At 51.2% G+C, this 18,331-nt stretch carries 15 protein-coding genes and 1 tRNA gene; 11 read left to right on the top strand and 5 right to left on the bottom strand.

What is annotated here, in order from left to right; translation table 11 throughout:
* Window positions 1–7: 7 nt before the first annotated feature.
* Window positions 8–2,002: a two-component system sensor histidine kinase PgtB gene (gene pgtB, locus OGY06_RS10350; RefSeq protein ID WP_267397809.1), complete on the top strand. Its 1,995-nt coding sequence runs from the start codon at window positions 8–10 to the stop codon at window positions 2,000–2,002.
* Window positions 1,992–3,239, top strand: a complete 1,248-nt coding sequence (gene pgtA / locus OGY06_RS10345) for a two-component system response regulator PgtA (protein WP_286605275.1) — start codon at window positions 1,992–1,994, stop codon at window positions 3,237–3,239. Before pgtB ends, pgtA begins: the two co-directional genes overlap by 11 nt.
* A gap of 105 nt (window positions 3,240–3,344) precedes the next feature.
* Here pgtA and OGY06_RS10340 read toward each other — a convergent pair whose 3' ends face one another.
* Window positions 3,345–3,884 carry a DUF2058 domain-containing protein gene (locus OGY06_RS10340; RefSeq protein ID WP_003834848.1) on the bottom strand — a complete coding sequence of 180 codons (540 nt, stop codon included), beginning with the start codon at window positions 3,882–3,884 and terminating at the stop codon, window positions 3,345–3,347.
* 372 nt (window positions 3,885–4,256) lie between these two features.
* On the opposite strand from OGY06_RS10340, the gene OGY06_RS10335 reads away from it, so the two are divergent.
* Both OGY06_RS10335 and OGY06_RS10330 read left to right on the top strand, forming a co-directional pair.
* Window positions 4,257–6,155: a methyl-accepting chemotaxis protein gene (locus OGY06_RS10335; protein WP_286605272.1), complete on the top strand. Its 1,899-nt coding sequence runs from the start codon at window positions 4,257–4,259 to the stop codon at window positions 6,153–6,155.
* Window positions 6,156–6,341: 186 nt separating this feature from the next.
* Window positions 6,342–6,974: an ECs1377 family protein gene (locus OGY06_RS10330; protein ID WP_286605270.1), complete on the top strand. Its 633-nt coding sequence runs from the start codon at window positions 6,342–6,344 to the stop codon at window positions 6,972–6,974.
* A gap of 46 nt (window positions 6,975–7,020) precedes the next feature.
* Here OGY06_RS10330 and OGY06_RS10325 read toward each other — a convergent pair.
* Window positions 7,021–7,095: transfer RNA gene (locus OGY06_RS10325), tRNA-Arg, on the bottom strand.
* 75 nt (window positions 7,096–7,170) lie between these two features.
* Complete coding sequence (locus OGY06_RS10320; protein WP_125112645.1) at window positions 7,171–8,112, bottom strand: formate/nitrite transporter family protein; 942 nt, start codon at window positions 8,110–8,112, stop codon at window positions 7,171–7,173.
* A gap of 288 nt (window positions 8,113–8,400) precedes the next feature.
* On the opposite strand from OGY06_RS10320, the gene mlaA reads away from it, so the two are divergent.
* Window positions 8,401–9,156, top strand: a complete 756-nt coding sequence (gene mlaA / locus OGY06_RS10315) for a phospholipid-binding lipoprotein MlaA (protein WP_003028190.1) — start codon at window positions 8,401–8,403, stop codon at window positions 9,154–9,156.
* Between the two features lie 59 nt (window positions 9,157–9,215).
* Here mlaA and fadL read toward each other — a convergent pair whose 3' ends face one another.
* On the bottom strand, window positions 9,216–10,496 hold the full coding sequence (fadL, locus tag OGY06_RS10310) for a long-chain fatty acid transporter FadL (RefSeq protein ID WP_003028188.1): 1,281 nt from the start codon (window positions 10,494–10,496) through the stop codon (window positions 9,216–9,218).
* Window positions 10,497–10,867: 371 nt separating this feature from the next.
* On the opposite strand from fadL, the gene OGY06_RS10305 reads away from it, so the two are divergent.
* The 4 genes from OGY06_RS10305 to sixA all read left to right on the top strand — a co-directional run bounded on the left by OGY06_RS10305 (window position 10,868) and on the right by sixA (window position 15,481).
* A complete protein-coding gene (locus tag OGY06_RS10305; RefSeq protein ID WP_003834838.1) occupies window positions 10,868–11,152 on the top strand; it encodes a YfcZ/YiiS family protein in 285 nt (94 codons plus the stop codon).
* 177 nt (window positions 11,153–11,329) lie between these two features.
* Window positions 11,330–12,640, top strand: coding sequence for an acetyl-CoA C-acyltransferase FadI (gene fadI, locus OGY06_RS10300; RefSeq protein ID WP_063940574.1), 1,311 nt, complete (start codon window positions 11,330–11,332; stop codon window positions 12,638–12,640).
* Window positions 12,640–14,787, top strand: a complete 2,148-nt coding sequence (gene fadJ, locus OGY06_RS10295; RefSeq protein WP_003834835.1) for a fatty acid oxidation complex subunit alpha FadJ — start codon at window positions 12,640–12,642, stop codon at window positions 14,785–14,787. Before fadI ends, fadJ begins: the two co-directional genes overlap by 1 nt.
* 208 nt (window positions 14,788–14,995) lie before the next feature.
* Window positions 14,996–15,481, top strand: coding sequence for a phosphohistidine phosphatase SixA (gene sixA / locus OGY06_RS10290; protein WP_003028179.1), 486 nt, complete (start codon window positions 14,996–14,998; stop codon window positions 15,479–15,481).
* Window positions 15,482–15,555: 74 nt separating this feature from the next.
* Here sixA and smrB read toward each other — a convergent pair whose 3' ends face one another.
* Window positions 15,556–16,107 carry an endonuclease SmrB gene (gene smrB / locus OGY06_RS10285; RefSeq protein WP_003839296.1) on the bottom strand — a complete coding sequence of 184 codons (552 nt, stop codon included), beginning with the start codon at window positions 16,105–16,107 and terminating at the stop codon, window positions 15,556–15,558.
* Between the two features lie 166 nt (window positions 16,108–16,273).
* Between smrB and prmB the strand changes: the two genes are divergently transcribed.
* A complete protein-coding gene (gene prmB, locus OGY06_RS10280) occupies window positions 16,274–17,206 on the top strand; it encodes a 50S ribosomal protein L3 N(5)-glutamine methyltransferase (RefSeq protein WP_003834827.1) in 933 nt (310 codons plus the stop codon).
* 39 nt (window positions 17,207–17,245) lie between these two features.
* Window positions 17,246–18,331 carry a chorismate synthase gene (gene aroC / locus OGY06_RS10275; RefSeq protein ID WP_003834825.1) on the top strand — a complete coding sequence of 362 codons (1,086 nt, stop codon included), beginning with the start codon at window positions 17,246–17,248 and terminating at the stop codon, window positions 18,329–18,331.

Here is an 18,331-nt window from a genome sequence, read left to right as displayed (position 1 = left end):
TGGATCGATACTGCAACGCCTTCGCCAACTCAGCATCAGCAGCAGCCTGCGGGGAGCCTTTCTAACGGGCGCATTACTGACGTTGAGCGTCAGCTGCGTCAGTTTGTACTCCTGGCATGAGCAGAGCTCGCAGATACGCTATTCGCTTGATGATTACTTCCCGCGCGTGCATTCCGCTTTCTTGATTGAAGGAAATCTTAACCTGGTTGTGGACCAGCTAAATGAATTCCTGCTGGCTCCCAATACGACGGTAAGGCTGCAACTGCGCAATCAGATAATCTCGCATCTGGATAAAATCGAAGTGCTGAGCAGGGGGTTGCAATCAGCAGAGCAGCAGCAACTGGCGGTGATTTTGCAGGACAGCCGGGCGCTGATGGCGGAACTGGACCGGGTGCTCTACAACATGTTCCTTGTACGCGAAAAAGTGAGCGAACTTTCCGCGCGCATTGATTGGCTACATGATGATTTTACTACTGAGCTGAATTCACTGGTGCAGGATTTTACCTGGCAGCAGGGGACGTTGCTGGATCAAATCGAGGCCAAAAATGGTGATGCGGCGCTGTATCTCAAACGTGCCCGAGAGGTGCAAAACGAGCAGCAGCAGGTCTACACCCTGGCAAGAATTGAAAACCAGATCGTTGATGATTTACGCGACAGGCTCAATGAACTGAAATCGGGTAGCGACGATGGCATGCTGGTGGAGAATCACATCCGCTACCTGGAAAATCTGAAGAAAACGGCGGATGAAAATATCCGTACCCTCGATGACTGGCCCAGCACTATCACACTGCGACAAACTATCGATGAGCTGCTGGAAATCGGGATGATGAAAAATAAAATGCCCGATACGATGCGCGATTATGTCGCAGCGCAAAAAGCGCTGGTTGATGCCAGCCATGCCAGAGAGGCCACGCTTGGGCGCTTTCGAACACTGCTGGAAGCGCAACTGGGGAGTAGCCATCAGCAAATGCAGACGTTTAACCAGCGGCTGGAACAAATTGTTCGCGTCAGCGGTGGGCTTATCCTGCTGGCGACGTTGCTGGCGCTACTTCTCGCCTGGGGGCTTAACCACTACTTCATTCGCTCGCGTCTGGTGAAGCGTTTTACTGCGCTCAACCAGGCCGTAGTGCAAATTGGTCTTGGCAGAACGGATGCCTCTATCCCGGTGTATGGACGCGATGAACTGGGGCGTATCGCAGGCTTGCTACGCCATACTCTGGGGCAATTGAGCGCGCAAAAAAATCAGCTGGAACAGGAAGTGAGCGAGCGCAAGGAGATTGAATCCGATCTTCGCGCAACGCAGGATGAGCTGATCCAGACGGCAAAACTGGCTGTGGTCGGCCAGACTATGACCACGCTGGCGCACGAGATTAATCAACCGCTGAATGCGCTGTCGATGTACCTGTTTACGGCGGGGAGAGCAATCGAACAGGGGCAACCCGCTCAGGCCAGAAGCACATTAACCAAAGCGGAGGGGCTGATTACTCGCATCGATGCCATTATCCGTTCACTGCGTCAGTTTGCGCGCCGGGCCGAGCCTGGCACGCCTCTGCATCCGGTCGATCTACGACAAACGTTCAACGCTGCCTGGGAACTGTTGGCCATGCGACACAAGCCACAGCAGGGTACGCTGACGCTCCCAGACCGGGGCGTGTGGGTGGCTGGTGATGAAGTGCGTATTCAGCAGGTGCTGGTAAACGTCCTGGCAAATGCGCTGGATGCCTGTCCGGTTGCGGCGAAAATAGAGGTTCACTGGCAGACCGAAGGCAGCCGGTTGTGCGTATTTATCAGCGATAACGGTCCCGGCTGGCCTGGGGCATTATTACCATCACTGTTAAAACCGTTTACCACCAGTAAGGATGTTGGCCTCGGTATTGGCTTATCGATTTGTGTATCGTTAATGATGCAAATGAACGGCGAACTGCGCCTGGCGTCGACCCCGGGGCGCAATGCCTGCGTCGTTCTGCAATTTAATCTGACGGATGTAAACGATGTTGAGTGATGAATATTCTGTTCTGCTTATTGATGATGATGCCGATGTTCTTGACGCTTACACCTTGTTGCTTGAACAGGAGGGATATCATGTATTCGCATGCAGTAACCCTTTTGATGCCCGAAATTGGTTGCAGGCCGACTGGTCAGGGATTGTCCTGAGCGACGTGTGTATGCCTGGCTGTAATGGAATTGACCTGATGACGTTGTTTCATCAGGATGACAATCAGCTTCCGATCCTGTTGATCACCGGACATGGCGATGTCCCTATGGCGGTGGACGCGGTGAAGAAAGGTGCGTGGGATTTTCTGCAAAAACCGGTTGATCCTGGCAAACTGCTGGTGTTGGTAGAGGACGCGTTGCGGCAGAGAAAATCTGTGATTGCACGTCGTCACTATTGCCAGCAAAAGCTCCAGGTTGAACTGGTCGGCTACAGTGACTGGGTTAATCAGTACCGCCAGCGCTTACGGCAACTGGCTGAAACGGATATTGCCGTCTGGTTTTATGGCGAGCCGGGAACCGGACGTATGACCGGTGCCCGTTATTTGCATCAGCTTGGGCGCAGCGCTGAAGGACCGTTTATTCGTGGGGAGTTGACGTTAGAGAATGCGGGGCAACTCAATGACCTTATTGCCCAGGCGCAAGGGGGAACGCTGGTCCTGAGCCATATTGAGTGCCTGACGCGCGAACAGCAGCACCAGCTGGTGCATTTGCAAAGCCAGGAGCGGCGTCCGTTTCGCTTAATTGGCATTGGCGCCACTTCGTTGGTGGAACTGGCGGCAACCAACCAGATTGTGGCTGAACTATATTACTGTTTCGCGATGACGCAAATTGGTTGCCAGCCGTTGTCTCAGCGCCCGGATGATATTGAGCCGCTGTTTCGTCATTATCTGCACAAAGCCTGTCTGCGTCTGAACCATCCGGTGCCTGAAGTTGAAGTGGATTTACTGAAAGGCATGCGGCGTCGCGTGTGGTTAAGCAATGTCCGGGAACTGGCCAATGCCGCCGAGCTTTTTGCTGTTGGGCTACTGCCACTGGCTGAAACCGCGAATCCGCAACTGCATTTGCCCGAACCGACACCGCTTGATCGTCGGGTCGACGAGTACGAGCGACAGATCATTACCGAAGCGCTCAATATTCATCAGGGACGCATTAATGAAGTGGCGGAGTATTTACAAATTCCGCGTAAGAAACTGTATTTGCGCATGAGAAAATACGGACTGAGCAAGGAACACTATAAGTTTTAGCAGATGGCATGTGGGGAAGAAGAGCGGGTGACGGTATTTCGGTGGTGGCACTAGCGTTCACCGAAATACGCGACGAAACTCTGGGTGATTATCGGGGGGTTTTTCTTACCACATCAAATCGTCAGGAATGACAAAATCAGCATACGGATCGTCTTCGTCCTTCGCTTCCTGGCTCAGTTCGCAATTTAGAACAATATAGCTTGCATCGCGCTGGGCAATCTTGTCGGCGACAACAGCCGGGATAATGGCGTATTCGCTCTCGCTGCTGCTTTCAGCCGTCAGGCGGGCAATGGCCAGACGGCCCTTGATCAACTGAGACTGGGTTACCTTATCAACATAAACTTTTTTGATCAGTTTATTGTCAGTAAAGTTGTAACCAATATCGCCACGGGAAATGGTGATTTTGTTCATTTCAATCAGTTGCTTGATCTGCGCTTTGTATTCTTTAGACAATGCGGCCTGCTTCTGCTGTTCGCTGAGCTGCTTATCACGCTCGACCTGTGCTTTTTTATTTTCTTCAACCGCTTCTCTGGCTTCACGAGCCTGAACGCGCGATTTTTTCGCCGTTCTCTGCACTTTCGCCATTTTTTTGCTGCTGACCAGACCTGCTTTAAGCATCTGTTCTTGTAGGGTAAGTTTTGTCATTGTCGCTTCTAATCCAAAAAATCGTTGCAAGGATTATAACCTTAACGTTCGGCGGGACGCCAGAATGACGGCCGCGCCATGGCTGTTATCTCGGGCTGCTGTCACTGTCCTGTATCTCTCTCCCTTTCTGAATCAGTTGATGATTACCTGATTCTTTAATAAAAAATAATATGCCAAATAAGTTAATGAAATGGAGTATAGATTCGCATGTGTTAATTATTTAGAGTTTTATTCTAATTGAAGTAATTAAATAGAGTTATACTGGCAAAAATTTAATCTAAAAAACAAACAGTTGCCCATTGTTCAAATTTAAAGAGCCGCTTCTTTACGCCGATAACCATGGTGAAAATATGGATAATGGAGGGAAGTGGCATGTGGTGGGTTTATCGAATGCCGATGAAAATGAAGTTAATAATTGCGCTACAACCATTATTACTGGCGTTATGTTGGTTTGCTGGTTCAGGAATATTAACGCGCATTGAGACAGAACGGCAGATGGAGAATATTGCCCAACTGACAGCGCTCGCACACAGTGCCGGAAATGTAGTGCATGAATTGCAAAAAGAACGCGGTATGAGTGTCGGGTTTCTGGGGGCTGCAGGGAAGACGTTCAAAGATGAGTTAAATGCACAGCGGGCTTTGACCGATCGCGAGATCGAGGTATTTGTGCGGTCACTGTCCGATACTGCATTACCGGAAGGGGATGTCGCCACCTCTGTCGCCACGTTTAAGAAAAACATTCTTTCTCTCTCCACTATACGGGAGAACGTCACGCAATTAGGGCTTCCGGCTTCAGATGTTGTTAAGTTTTATACCAACGTCATTGCTGATGTGCTGAATTTTGTGGGTAGATTGGGGCAGTTGACGGATTCTGGCGAGATGGCAAACGCATTCGCCGCCTACTACAACCTGCTGAATTTAAAAGAACAGGCGGGTATTGAACGAGCTCTGCTGTCAAATATCTTTTCCTCCGGCCATTTCGCCTACGGACAGTTACATCAGCTCAGTGATGTCGTCAGTAAACAGAACGTTTGGTTGGCAGAATCGTTACGCCTGAGTTCACCGGAACAGGCAGCCATGTTGAAAAGCCGCTTACAGTCAGCAGAAGCGTCAAAAGCCCTCGCATTTCGTGAAACCGCGTTTAGCCATGCCGCCAACGGTGGATTTGGTGTCGATCCTACTACCTGGTTTAAAGTACAAACCCAGCGTATTGAAGTGATGCGGCAGATAGAAAATGTGAAGGCGAATCGTCTGTTGGCGAATGCAGAAAAACTCGCGCAGGATGCACGAAAAAACTGGCAAATATATATGGCTGTTAGCCTGTTAGCGCTCCTGGCATCATTGACGTTCGCTGTGGCCATCGCAATTAATATGCACCGTCAGTTTAGTGACACGCTACGCAAGATTGCGGGTATGAATGGCGATCTGACTCAACGTCTGGCGACCCCGGGCAAAGATGAGCTTTCCTCACTTAATCGTGCCTATAACACAATGCTGGAAAGTATTCAGCATATCGTACAGGAGATTAAGCAAGGCTCCGTGGTTTTGTCCGATGCCAGTAGCAGTATTACGGCGGGAAATCAGGATCTGGCTCAACGTACAGATGAACAGGCTGCATCAATAGTAGAAGCTGTGGCCAGCATGGAGCAGCTATCAACTGCGATTACGCAAACGGCGGATAATGCCCGCGAAGCGGAGCATCTGACAATCAGACTGGAAAAAGAGGTCCGACAGGCCAGTAACGTTGCCAGTGCGGCGAACCAGAGCATGGGGGATATTCGCGCTTCCAGTGAGAAAATCTCGAATATTGTGACCTCGATTGATGATATTTCGTTTCAGACTAACTTACTGGCGCTGAATGCGGCAGTGGAAGCTGCTCGGGCAGGAGAGATGGGCAGGGGGTTTGCTGTCGTAGCCAGTGAAGTGAGAAATCTTTCGCAGCGTTGCGCCAAAGAGGCTAACCAAATCCGTGAGTTGGTCGCGCAGAATATGGTCAAAATTAGTGAGGGTGTTGAGCGGGTTACTGCATCTGCTACCGCGCTGGAAGCCGCAGCGGATAATACCACCAGTATGAAGCAATATATTGCGGATATCGCTCGTGTGGCGACGGAGCAGTCACAAGGGGTAACCCAGATAAACCTGGCATTGCGACCGATGGAGCAGGTTACACAGCAAAATGCGGCGTTGGTATCTCAGGCGGCGAGCGACAGCCAGAGGCTGGACAATCTGTCGGCAACCATGAAGGATCTGGTTAACCGTTTTGTTGTCTGACGTGGCGCCGTTTAACCGACCCGGAAAACATACCGGGTCGGTTAGTTATCGTATCCTCATGGTGAGGATAGGAAGGAGCATTGGTCAGGTACTTTCAGTGGGTTAGAAAAAGATTTCTGACACAGGGATGTCGACGCTGGTAAAGTGAGCAACCAATACCGAGATCTGGCCAGAAGGGAATTCAGTGTGACTGAGCGTATTGATTATCAGGCTGAAAAATACAGTTTTACTGAGGCGACAGAGTGTTCCCGTCTTACCGGCCAGTGGGCTGATGTTATTGCTGAATGCCGGGGAATGAAGGCGGGGCCCCAAGAACGTCTTCGTATTGCTTTATTGAATGTGGACTATGTGACCAGCTTTGAGCTGCCTTTCCGCCTGTTATTACTCCGTACTCCACAACTGATTGCAAGCGTGCGTGAAGAGCTGCAGCTTAGTCAGAAAAACGTCATCTTTAACGGCAAACGCTTTGGATGTGTTTACAGCCTGAAAGCGAGTCTCGGCGGGATCCCGGATGAATTTCAGTACCGCCTGTCACATCGTATCCGGCGCATTAGTCCTGCAGGTTCAAGCGAAGCGCCATATCAGCAGATTGCTAAAACAGTAAAATCGCCGCGTGAACGTCTGAAGCTGGCACTGGAATCGGGCCTTGATGTCACTGCGCTGGACGGGCTTTTCTGGTTTGGCAGCCAGCGTATTGCCGCTGATGTGTTGAGGCTGAGAAAAGCAGGGATGCGGATAGCGACAAAGCAGACAATGGTGTCCGACAATCTTACTGCAACAGTGAGGAATGTGCCGTTTTACCGCCTGGCCAAGGGATGAACTGACTGGTAAATGATAGAATTTTGACTGGATGCCTAAGAATTCATGGTGTCCCCTGCAGGAATCGAACCTGCAACTAGCCCTTAGGAGGGGCTCGTTATATCCATTTAACTAAGGGGACGAAGCGGCACGAGTATAGCGTTTTTTACTCACAACGGTAAGTCTCAGGCCGCCCGACTGCTCAAACAGTCACCATTCAGGCCTGTTTTTTCTGGTTTTTCTGCTTTTGCTCATCACGCTTTGCTTGCAACCTGGCTTCTTCCTTGCGTTTGTTGCTCATATCATTGCGGATCTGCGCATGGCTCATCAGCGCGAAAATAAACGTTCCGCCACAGATATTCCCGGCGAGCGTTGGTAGCGCAAAGGGCCAAAAAAAATCACTCCAGTGCAGCGTGCCATTAAAGACCAAATAGAGAATTTCCACCGAGCCGACGACGATATGCGTGGTATCACCTAACGCAATCAGCCAGGTCATCAGAATAATGACCACAATTTTTGCCGCCCCGGCAGCCGGAAACATCCACACCATGGTGGCAATTAACCAGCCGGAAATGATGGCGTTGGAAAACATCTCTGTTGGCGTATTTTTCATCACATCCATACCAATTTTGACAAAAGCATCGCGGGTCTCTTCATCAAAAATCGGCATATGTTCAAACGCCCATGCGGCAACCCCGGTGCCAATAATATTACCCAGCAGAACCACGCTCCACAGGCGCATCAACAGGCCAAAATTGCCGAGGGTAGGGTTTTGCATCACCGGCAGTACAGCGGTGACGGTATTTTCGGTAAAGAGTTGCTGGCGGGCCATAATGACAATAATAAAGCCGAAGGTATAACCGAGGTTCTCGAGTAAAAATCCCCCTGGCACGCCTTCCAGCTGTACGTGAAAAATCCCTTTAGCCAGCAATGAGGCGCCCATCGACAGTCCTGCTGCGATGGCTGACCACAGTAGCGCCATCGCGTCACGCTCCATCTCTTTCTCTCCATCCTGGCGAATATGTTCATGGATTGCCATGGCGCGGGAGGGGAGTCTGTCCTCATCAAGCTCTATCTTTGTCCCTGTTAGCTTTTCATCGCTTTCCACCTCGAGCTCGTCGCTGTGTCGATCGATCTTATCTTTCTTGATGTCATTCATAGCCTAATCCTGAATAAGCACGTATTGCTAAAGCGTAGCGGCTTTTGTCCGAAAATCAGCGGGAGAAAGTCTGAGATAGCAAAAATAGTAACGTTTGTTTTTATCGGGTTAGTTAGAATAGAACCGCCGCGGAGTGCGCATTACCAGGCTATGATCAAATCAGTAAGACAGGGTATATAGACATCATTTGACGTGCTGTTACAATCGCTCACATCTAAACAGGCGGATACGTCATCGTTCCGTCATGGATGGCAATCAGCTATAGCCATAAAACACAGGGAGACACTTATGAAGCTTCGCCTGTCGGCGCTTGCGCTGGGAACCACACTTTTGGTGGGGTGTGCGAGCTCCGGTACTGAACAGCAGGGGCGTTCGGATCCATTTGAAGGGTTCAACCGCACCATGTACAACTTCAACTTTAATGTTTTAGATCCATACGTTGTTAGACCCGTAGCTGTTGCCTGGCGAGATTATGTTCCGCAGCCAGCGCGTAATGGTTTAAGCAACTTTACGGGGAACCTTGAAGAGCCGGCCGTCATGGTCAACTATTTCCTGCAAGGCGATCCTTATCAGGGGATGGTGCACTTTACCCGTTTCTTCCTGAATACCCTGTTAGGTATGGGCGGCTTTATCGATGTGGCTGGTATGGCTAATCCGAAGTTGCAGCGCGTTGAACCACACCGCTTTGGCAGTACGTTAGGCCACTATGATGTTGGTTACGGGCCGTATATGCAGCTTCCATTCTACGGTAGTTTCACGCTGCGTGATGACGGCGGCGATATGGTCGATACCCTGTATCCGGTACTGTCCTGGCTGACCTGGCCGTTGTCGATAGGCAAATGGACGGTTGAAGGGATTGAAACTCGCGCGCAATTGCTCGACTCTGATGGTCTGCTGCGTCAGTCTTCCGATCCTTACATCATGGTGCGTGAAGCTTACTTCCAGCGTCATGACTTTATTGCGAACGGCGGGAAACTCAAACCAGAAGAAAACCCGAACGCGAAAGATATTCAGGATGATTTAAAAGAGATCGATTCTGAGTAAGGAATTGGGCAAATAAAAAGGTGAGCTAAAAAGCTCACCTTTTTTACGTCTGAAGAAAATCAGAATGCGTAGTTGAAGTTTGTACCAAACAGCCAGGCTTTACCTTCAGAGTCGAAAGTATAGTTGCCTTCTTGCACTGTTACTTTTTGTCCGTGCATGTAAGACACACCGACGTCGATAGAGGCATCGTCATTGAACGCATAAGTTGTACCTGCACTCAACCACAGGCGATCCTGATCCGGAATCGAGATGGAACGCTTACTTGCTGGAACCGGGCTATCGTCATAAGCAATACCGGTACGGAACGTCCAGCTTTTATCCATATAGTAAGTCGTACCCAATGCAATGCGGTAAGAATCTTTGAAGCCTTCTTCTTTATAGAACAGTGTCTGTCCATTGGAACCTGTGGCTTTCAGCTCCTGGAACTGACTCCAGCTGGTATAGGCCATGCTGTAGTGGATAGCCCACTGTGGTGCAATACGGTTATAACCTGACAATTCCCACATTTCAGGAAGGTTAAGTGTCAGAGAACCCGGGACGGTGGCATTGGTCGTTCCCCATGGGAATGTAGTGCCAGCGCCAGGTATAGCGTTCGCCTGGGTACGGATGCCACTCTTATAATCGCCATCAAAATCAATTTTAACTTCAGAACGGTACGTTAAACCATAACGGTTATTTTTATCCAGTTCGTACAGAATCCCGGCGTTCCAACCGTAGCCCCATTCGTCCCCTTTCAGGCTGGCAATTTTGTTGCTGACCTTCGGTAATGCAGCCGTCTGCTCGCCAGAATAACGTTCAATTTTTGCATCAGCATAAACGGCGTTAAAACCGAGACCGAAGCTCCAGCTATCATTCAGACGGTAGGCGCCGCTCAGGTTAAGGTTGACCGTTTTAAGGTCGGTCTTACCGCCGTATTCACCGACGATGTAGCTGTCGTTAAATTCGGTAGCCAGGCCATAGTTTGAGGTAACGGAAGCACCCCAACCAAACTGTTCGTTGATAGGCATCACGAAGTGAGCATTGGGAACCCACGCCGTAGGCGCGATGTTGTCCGCATCAGTGCTGCGTCCGGTGTATGGCGATTTACCGGAAATATTAACGTCTGGATCGATATACACCGCACCTGCTGAGAAAGTAGGGCGATCGAACATCATAATCAGTGCCGGGTTACGACTGGCGTTACCTGCATCATCTGCAATTGCGCCTTCACCCGAATATGCCCGGCCAAGGCCAGAGGAAGAAAATTCGTTTAACTGAAAGCCTGCAGACCAGGCCTGTGTGGAGATAATTGCCACTGCGACTGCGAGAGCAGACTTTGTAAACAGGGTTTTCTGGCTCATGACCATAACCTCATAGATTTATTTTTATACAAACAATGTTACATGCCGTAACAGGAGCGCGAAGTGTAGGGTCTGAGGTACGACTTAGAAATCAGACCAGTGGCGTGAGTATAGGTCGGACCAGCTGGAATGTTGCAAGTATGTTTATAAATATTTTCAAATTTGATCAGAGAAACGCGATCCAGCTGGCAAAATTGCGGGGGGGCGCACTCACCTGTTTGGGCGATTTTTGTTTTAGATCATTTTTAAGTGTGATTTCGGTCACTTATCGCATTTCATACAATTAACGACTGGAGAGGCGAATAATGGGAGCGTAAAATATCCCTATCGTTTATCTGGCACCTCAGGTGCGAATACAGAGGAAATCTACAATGAGTAAATGCAGTGCTGATGAAACCCCGGTTTGCTGCTGTATGGATGTTGGCACCATCATGGACAACTCCGATTGCACCGCGTCCTACAGCCGTGTGTTCGCGAACCGCGCAGAGGCAGAAGAAACGCTGGCCGCTCTGACTGAAAAGGCGCGTGGCGTGGAATCTGAGCCTTGCCAAATCACCTCGACCTTTACTGAAGAGTCAGAAGGTGTGCGTCTGGATATCGACTTTGTTTTTGCCTGTGAAGCTGAAACGCTGATCTTCCAGCTGGGCCTGCGTTAATCCCCCTCTGCAAAAGCCCTTGCTATCTGATAGCAAGGGCTTTTTCGTAACTGTCAGTGATTATTCACTGTGTCTTAGCTCCCACTTTCTTTTCTCTCCGCTTGGCTAAATGTAAAAAATTGGTTAAGACTATGATCAGGTCAGACCACTTATTTTATTTTTTTACAGGGGAGTGTTATGAGTCAGGCTTTACCGCTGGTTACCCGCCAAGGCGACCGTATTGCCATTGTAAGTGGATTGCGTACGCCATTTGCTCGTCAGGCTACCGCGTTTCATGGCATTCCCGCCGTTGATTTAGGAAAAATGGTCGTCGGTGAGCTGCTGGCGCGCAGCGAAATACCTGCTGATGTGATTGAGCAACTGGTTTTTGGTCAGGTGGTGCAAATGCCTGAAGCGCCAAATATTGCTCGTGAAATCGTGCTGGGAACCGGCATGAATGTGCACACGGATGCCTACAGCGTAAGCCGAGCCTGTGCTACCAGTTTTCAGGCAGTGGCGAATGTCGCGGAAAGCCTGATGGCGGGGTCTATTCGTGCGGGAATTGCGGGTGGTGCGGACTCATCGTCAGTCTTGCCTATTGGCGTTAGTAAAAAGCTGGCGCGGGTGCTGGTGGATGTCAATAAGGCCCGGACAACCGGTCAACGCCTTAAACTCTTTTCCCGACTGCGTTTACGTGACCTGATGCCTGTGCCGCCAGCCGTCGCCGAGTATTCCACTGGTTTGCGTATGGGGGATACGGCTGAGCAAATGGCCAAAACCTATGGTATTACCCGAGAACAGCAGGATGCTCTGGCGCACCGCTCTCATCAGCGTGCCGCTCAGGCGTGGGCTGAAGGAAAGCTGGCAGATGAGGTAATGACTACCTACGCGCCACCGTTTAAAGATCCTTTTTCAGAAGATAACAATATTCGCGGTAACTCTACGCTGGCCGATTACGCCAAACTACGTCCGGCGTTTGACCGCAAGCACGGCACTGTCACCGCAGCAAACAGTACCCCGCTAACGGACGGCGCAGCCGCCGTGATCATGATGACGGAGTCGCGTGCGAAAGAGTTGGGGCTGGTGCCGCTGGGATACCTGCGTAGTTTTGCTTTTACCGCCATCGATGTCTGGCAGGACATGCTGCTGGGACCAGCGTGGTCAACGCCGCTAGCCCTGGAGAGAGCGGGTCTGACGATGGCAGATTTAACCCTGATCGACATGCATGAAGCTTTTGCCGCACAAACGCTGGCGAATCTTCAGTTGTTGGGTAGCGAACGTTTTGCCCGCGATGTGCTGGGCAGAGCACATGCCACTGGCGAAGTTGATGACAGTAAATTTAACGTGCTGGGTGGATCGATTGCCTATGGACACCCCTTCGCCGCTACCGGTGCGCGCATGATCACCCAAACCCTACATGAGTTACGACGTCGTGGCGGTGGTTTTGGTTTAGTGACCGCCTGTGCAGCTGGTGGTTTGGGTGCAGCCATGGTTCTGGAGGCGGAATAATGGAAATGGCATCGGCTTTTACACTAAACGTACGTCTGGATAACGTTGCTGTTGTCACCATTGATGTGCCCGGAGAGAAAATGAACACCCTGAAAGCGGAGTTTGCTTCTCAGGTACGGGCCATTCTGAAACAAATCCGCGATAACAAAGCATTGCGCGGCGTGGTGTTTATTTCGGCTAAACCCGATAACTTCATTGCCGGGGCGGATATCAACATGATTGGAAGTTGTCGTAGCGCGCAGGAAGCCGAAACGCTGGCCCGTCAGGGGCAGCAGATGATGGCGGAAATTAATGCCTTGCCGATCCCGGTTATCGCCGCGATTCATGGCGCATGCCTCGGCGGTGGCCTGGAGATGGCACTGGCGTGCCACAACCGTATTTGTACCGATGATGTTAAAACCGTTCTGGGTTTACCGGAAGTACAACTTGGCTTGTTGCCCGGCTCCGGTGGTACGCAGCGGCTGCCGCGCCTGATTGGCGTCAGTACCGCACTGGATATGATCCTCACCGGAAAACAATTACGCGCAAAACAGGCGCTGAAAGTTGGTTTAGTGGATGAAGTTGTACCGCATTCCATTTTGCTGGAAGCGGCCGTAGAACTGGCTAAAAAGGACAGTTCTGCGCATCGAACACTGCCCGTGAGAGAGCGAGTGTTGGCGGGGCCGCTGGGGCGGGCGCTGTTGTTCCGCATGGCCAGTAAAAAGACGGTGCAAAAAACGCAAGGTAACTACCCTGCAACAGAACGTATCCTTGAGGTCATCGAAACCGGGCTAGCGCAAGGCAGCAGTAGCGGTTACGACGCTGAGGCCAGTGCGTTTGGTGAGCTGGCGATGACATCCCAGTCTCAGGCGTTACGGCACATCTTTTTTGCCAACACCGATGTGAAAAAAGATCCCGGAAGTGATGCGAAACCTGGCCCGCTAAACAGCGTAGGTATTTTGGGCGGCGGTCTGATGGGCGGTGGTATTGCCTACGTGACGGCCTGTAAAGGCGGCTTGCCTGTGCGCATCAAAGATATAAACGCTAAGGGAATCAACCACGCGCTGAAGTACAGCTGGGATCAGCTTGAAACGAAGGTTCGCCGCCGTCATATCAAAGCCAGCGAACGCGATAAACAACTGGCGCTGATTTCGGGAACGATCGACTACCGTGGCTTTGCGCATCGCGATCTAATTATTGAAGCCGTGTTTGAAGATCTGTCGCTAAAACAAAGGATGGTGGCAGAAGTTGAGCAAAATTGCGCACCTCATACCATTTTTGCTTCTAACACCTCATCTTTGCCCATTAGCGATATTGCTGCGAACGCTGCAAGGCCCGAACAAGTGATTGGTTTACACTTTTTTAGTCCGGTGGAAAAAATGCCGTTGGTCGAAGTGATCCCGCATGCCACGACCTCTGAGCAGACAATTGCAACTACCGTTAAGTTAGCGAAAAAACAGGGTAAAACGCCGATAGTGGTCAGAGATAAGGCCGGCTTTTACGTTAACCGCATTTTAGCGCCTTATATTAACGAAGCGATTCGTATGTTGACCGAAGGCGAGCGGGTCGAAACCATAGACGCCGCGCTGGTTAAGTTTGGTTTTCCAGTTGGACCAATCCAACTTTTGGATGAGGTTGGAATTGATACGGGCACTAAAATTATACCAGTGCTTGAGGCTGCATATGGAGAACGTTTTAGCGCGCCTGCAAATGTTGTTGCTTCAATTTTGAATGACGATCGCAAAGGTAGAAAAAATGGTCGGGGTTTCTATCTTTATGGTGCGAAAGGGCGTAAAAGCAAAAAACAGGTCGACCCTGCAATTTATACGCTTATTGGCGTCCAGGGTCAGGGCCGACTTTCCGCCGCGCAGGTAGCAGAGCGGTGCGTTATGTTAATGCTCAATGAAGCAGCCCGTTGTTTCGACGAGAAGATAGTCCGCAGCGCACGTGATGGCGACATCGGCGCTGTATTTGGTATTGGTTTTCCGCCATTCCTCGGCGGCCCGTTCCGGTATATGGATTCTCTCGGCGCGGGTGAAGTGGTTGCGGTTCTGCAACGGCTGACCACGCAGTACGGCTCGCGGTTTACACCGTGTGAGCAGTTATTGCAGATGGCGGAACGCAGTGAAAGATTCTGGAATATTGGGGAAACTGACCTGAATTCATGAGGTCAAAGGTAGGATGAATCCGCACTGAATGTATGGGTCGCGCTCAAAATGTAAACAGAGATTGACTATACTTACGCCGTTGAGGTAAAAAACAGCGTTTCATTCGGTGAATGGATAAGGCACAATGCCGGCCACCATATCGTTACCACAGCCAATAGGGGCTGTGAATAAAGGTAGTGGTGATTCTGGTTAACAAAAGCGGTGCAATATGCAAGTTTTTATCATGCGTCACGGCGACGCGGCCCTCGATGCCGCCAGTGATTCGGTTCGTCCCTTAACCTCCTGTGGTTGTGACGAATCTCGCCTGATGGCGAACTGGCTGAAAGGTCAAAAAGTGGATATCGAACGTGTTCTGGTGAGCCCGTTCCTACGAGCCGAACAAACGCTGGATGTGGTGGGGGAGTGTATGAACCTGCCAACCGGTGTGGATGTTTTGCCGGAGCTGACTCCCTGCGGCGATGTCGGTCTGGTCAGCGCCTATTTACAGGCTCTGGCCAATGAAGGTATCGCCACCGCACTGGTTATCTCTCACTTGCCTTTAGTGGGATATCTGGTGTCTGAGCTTTGCCCAGGTGAAACACCGCCGATGTTTACCACATCAGCGATTGCCAGCGTTACGCTTGATGAGAGCGGGAAGGGTACTTTTAACTGGCAAATGAGCCCGTGTAACCTGAAAATGGCAAAAGCGATTTAAACAGGCCGGATAAGGCGCAGCAGCCACCCGGAAAATCAAAGAGCCGCAAATGCGGCTCTTTTTGTCTTTCTGCATCACGGAAGTTCGGGCGGTAGCCACTCTTCCACTTCAATCAGCACCAGCAGCGCGGCGTCGCCACCGTACTCCTTCGGTGCCTGATGAAAGGCCATTACGTGCGGATGCTGGGCCAGCCAGAGCGGCGTCTGCTGTTTCAGAATATGTTTTCCGTGGCCATGCATCACGCAGGCGCAAAACACATGCTCACGGCGACAGGCGGCAATCAGCGCGCCTAACTCTTGTTTGGCCTGTTGCTGGGTCAGCCCATGCAGATCGAGAAACAGCTCCGGAGAGTAATCGCCACGGCGCATTTTCTTCAGTTCGAAATGGCTGACGTCGGCGCGCAGGTATCTTACCGGGCCGTCCGTATTCAGCAGCGGCTGAAACTCATCCGAGAAATAGTGGCTGGCATCAGCCTGCTCCTGTAGCAGCCTTTTAACCGGAACCTCGGCAATTTTTTTACGTGGAGGTCGGTGAACAATGGTGTCCTGTTTAATTTTACGCGTGCCGGTCATCAGCTGGCGAAACAGCGTCTGATCCTCCTCGCTGAGCGATGTTTTCTTTTTCATTCGAGAGTCTCAACTTTTATTTTCCGTTAGTTTAACCCGACTCGGCGGGCATCCGATCGCTTAAAACGCAATTTTCGCGTTCAGGCCCCGTGTGAATGCTGATTTATCGCCGTCTTCGTGGCAAACTAGCCGCCGAAATTAATACGAGCATGCCCTGGAGGAATACGTGGATAAAATTTTCGTCGATGAAGCAGTGAGTGAACTGCATACCATTCAGGACATGTTGCGTTGGGCGGTCAGCCGTTTTAGCGCGGCGAACATCTGGTATGGCCATGGCACGGATAACCCATGGGACGAGGCCGTACAACTGGTGCTGCCGTCACTTTATTTGCCGTTGGATATTCCAGAAGATATGCGTACCGCGCGTCTGACCTCCAGCGAGCGTCATCGTATTGTTGAACGCGTGATTCGCCGCGTCAACGAGCGCATTCCGGTTGCTTATCTGACCAACAAAGCCTGGTTCTGCGGGCATGAATTTTATGTTGATGAACGCGTGCTGGTTCCACGTTCACCGATTGGCGAGCTTATCAATAACCGCTTTGCGGGCCTTATTAATGAGCAACCGCAGCATATCCTCGATATGTGTACCGGCAGCGGCTGTATTGCCATTGCCTGCGCCTATGCCTTCCCGGAAGCCGAAGTCGATGCGGTGGATATTTCCACTGACGCGCTGGCGGTGACTGAACACAATATTGAAGAACACGGTCTGATCCATCATGTCACGCCGATCCGTTCCGATCTGTTCCGCGATCTGCTGAAAGTCCAGTATGACTTGATTGTGACCAACCCGCCGTATGTCGATGCGGAAGATATGTCCGATCTGCCAAACGAATATCGTCACGAACCTGAGCTGGGTCTGGCGTCCGGCAGCGATGGGCTGAAACTTACCCGCCGCATTCTGGGGAACGCCCCAGACTACCTGTCAGATAACGGTATTCTGATTTGTGAAGTCGGAAACAGCATGGTACATCTGATGGAGCAGTATCCGGATGTACCGTTCACTTGGCTGGAGTTTGACAACGGCGGTGACGGCGTATTCATGCTGACCAAAGAGCAGTTAGTTGCTGCTCGCGAGCACTTCAGCATTTATAAAGACTAATTACACGCGCACATACACAACACGCATAACGGAGCCGTGATGGCAGGAAACACAATTGGGCAACTCTTTCGCGTAACCACTTTCGGCGAATCACACGGGCTGGCGCTCGGTTGTATTGTCGATGGTGTTCCGCCGGGCATTTCTCTGACAGAAGCTGACCTGCAGCACGATCTCGACAGACGCCGTCCGGGCACATCGCGCTACACTACGCAGCGTCGTGAGCCGGATCAGGTGAAAATCCTCTCCGGGGTGTTCGAGGGCGTTACCACAGGCACCAGCATTGGCCTGCTGATCGAAAATACCGATCAGCGTTCACAGGATTACGGCGCGATTAAGGACGTTTTTCGTCCGGGACACGCCGACTATACCTATGAGCAAAAATATGGCCTGCGCGACTACCGTGGCGGCGGACGTTCATCCGCACGTGAAACAGCGATGCGCGTGGCGGCCGGAGCGATTGCCAAAAAATATCTGGCGGAAAAATTCGGCGTTGAGATCCGCGGCTGCCTGACGCAGATGGGGGATATTCCGCTGGAGATTAAAGACTGGTCCCAGGTGGAACTTAACCCGTTCTTTTGCCCGGACCCGGATAAACTCGAAGCGCTGGATGAACTGATGCGCGGGCTGAAGAAAGAAGGTGACTCCATCGGAGCTAAGGTGACCGTTGTTGCACGCGGTGTACCTGCGGGTCTCGGCGAACCTGTATTCGACCGCCTGGATGCCGACATCGCCCATGCGCTGATGAGCATTAACGCCGTTAAGGGCGTTGAGATTGGCGATGGATTTGACGTTGTTGCGCTGCGCGGCAGTCAGAACCGTGACGAAATCACCAAAGAAGGTTTCCAGAGTAACCATGCGGGCGGCATTCTGGGCGGGATCAGCAGCGGGCAACAAATCATTGCTCATATGGCGCTGAAACCGACGTCCAGTATTACCGTTCCTGGGCGCACTATTAACCGCTTTGGAGAAGAAGTCGAAATGATCACTAAAGGTCGCCACGATCCGTGCGTAGGGATCCGCGCCGTACCGATCGCCGAGGCGATGCTGGCGATCGTATTGATGGATCACCTGCTGCGTCAGCGGGCGCAAAATGCGGACGTGAAGACCGATATTCCACGCTGGTAA

This window comes from Citrobacter sp. Cpo147 (genome assembly GCF_030332405.1).
In the GTDB taxonomy this organism is placed as follows: Bacteria; Pseudomonadota; Gammaproteobacteria; order Enterobacterales; family Enterobacteriaceae; genus Citrobacter; species Citrobacter portucalensis.
The sequence above is the reverse complement of the archived record's forward strand: the minus strand, read 5'-3'. Positions and strand labels throughout refer to the sequence as shown.

What these genes read in the sequence shown, in the direction of transcription:
- fadJ (WP_003834835.1), top strand. Translation starts at nt 12,640, where the DNA reads ATGGAAATGGCATCGGCTTTTACACTAAACGTACGTCTGGATAACGTT.
- fadI (WP_063940574.1), top strand. Translation starts at nt 11,330, where the DNA reads ATGAGTCAGGCTTTACCGCTGGTTACCCGCCAAGGCGACCGTATTGCC.
- fadL (WP_003028188.1), bottom strand. Translation starts at nt 10,496, where the DNA reads ATGAGCCAGAAAACCCTGTTTACAAAGTCTGCTCTCGCAGTCGCAGTG.
- smrB (WP_003839296.1), bottom strand. Translation starts at nt 16,107, where the DNA reads ATGAAAAAGAAAACATCGCTCAGCGAGGAGGATCAGACGCTGTTTCGC.
- mlaA (WP_003028190.1), top strand. Translation starts at nt 8,401, where the DNA reads ATGAAGCTTCGCCTGTCGGCGCTTGCGCTGGGAACCACACTTTTGGTG.
- sixA (WP_003028179.1), top strand. Translation starts at nt 14,996, where the DNA reads ATGCAAGTTTTTATCATGCGTCACGGCGACGCGGCCCTCGATGCCGCC.
- OGY06_RS10320 (WP_125112645.1), bottom strand. Translation starts at nt 8,112, where the DNA reads ATGAATGACATCAAGAAAGATAAGATCGATCGACACAGCGACGAGCTC.
- aroC (WP_003834825.1), top strand. Translation starts at nt 17,246, where the DNA reads ATGGCAGGAAACACAATTGGGCAACTCTTTCGCGTAACCACTTTCGGC.
- pgtA (WP_286605275.1), top strand. Translation starts at nt 1,992, where the DNA reads ATGTTGAGTGATGAATATTCTGTTCTGCTTATTGATGATGATGCCGAT.
- OGY06_RS10340 (WP_003834848.1), bottom strand. Translation starts at nt 3,884, where the DNA reads ATGACAAAACTTACCCTACAAGAACAGATGCTTAAAGCAGGTCTGGTC.
- OGY06_RS10335 (WP_286605272.1), top strand. Translation starts at nt 4,257, where the DNA reads ATGTGGTGGGTTTATCGAATGCCGATGAAAATGAAGTTAATAATTGCG.
- OGY06_RS10305 (WP_003834838.1), top strand. Translation starts at nt 10,868, where the DNA reads ATGAGTAAATGCAGTGCTGATGAAACCCCGGTTTGCTGCTGTATGGAT.